This window comes from Planomonospora algeriensis (assembly GCF_977012225.1).
The window spans coordinates 1-927 of the sequence record NZ_CDRNDK010000947.1 but is presented as its reverse complement, the minus strand read 5'-3'; the positions used below and the strand labels follow the sequence as shown (position 1 = coordinate 927).

Sequence of the window (927 nt, the reverse complement as noted above, 5' to 3'; positions counted from 1 at the left end):
GGCGGCGGGAGCCGGGGCGGACGCCCGCCCCGGCCGGTCCACGACGAGGCCCGCAACACCGCCTACGACCTGCTGCGCGCCGTGGACGAGCGGGACGCCTACGCCAACCTGCTGATGCCCGCGCTGCTGCGTGAGCGCCGCCTTTCGGGGCGCGACGCGGGGCTGGCGACCGAGCTGGCCTACGGCACCCTGCGCGGGCTGGGCACCTACGACGAGGTCATCGCCGCCTGCAGCGACCGGGCTCCGGAGGAGCTGGACCCGCCGCTGCTGGACGCCATCCGGCTGGGCGTGCACCAGCTGCTCAAGACCCGCGTGCCCCCGCACGCCGCCGTCGGCACGACCGTCGACCTGGTCCGGCTCAGGATCGGCGCGGGCCCCGCCAAGTACGCCAACGCGGTGCTCCGCAAGGTCTCCACCCGCTCCCTGGAGCAGTGGCTGCCGATCGTGGCCCCCGACCCGGCCGACGACCCGGTCGGCCACCTGGCCGTGTCGCACAGCCACCCCCGGTGGATCGTCACCGCGTTGCGCGACGCCGTCGGCGGGGACGCCGAGGAGACGGCCGCCCTGCTCGCCGCAGACAACGAGCGCCCCCGCGTCACCCTGGTCGCCCGTCCGGGCCGCTCGTCGGTGGAGGAGCTGCTCGGCTCGGGCGCCGAGCCGGCCGAGTTCTCCCCCTACGCGGCCTACCTGCCCGAGGGCGACCCCGGTGCGGTCCGCGCCGTGGCCGAGTCGCGCGCCGCCGTGCAGGACGAGGCGAGCCAGCTCGTGGCGCTCGCCCTCACCCGGGTCCCGGTGGCGGGCGGCGATTCCCGCTGGCTCGACATGTGCGCCGGGCCGGGCGGCAAGGCGGGCCTGCTGGACGCCCTCGCCGCCGAGGGCGGCGCCCGCCTGCTCGCGGCCGAGCTCCAGCACCACCGGGCCCGCCTG

The 927-nt window shown here is 77.8% G+C and carries 1 protein-coding gene; it reads left to right on the top strand.

All coding sequences use genetic code 11. From position 1 onward, the window contains the following. On the top strand, positions 1-927 hold a 927-nt coding region (locus ACWJ6R_RS37090), incomplete at both ends, for a transcription antitermination factor NusB (protein ID WP_449066663.1).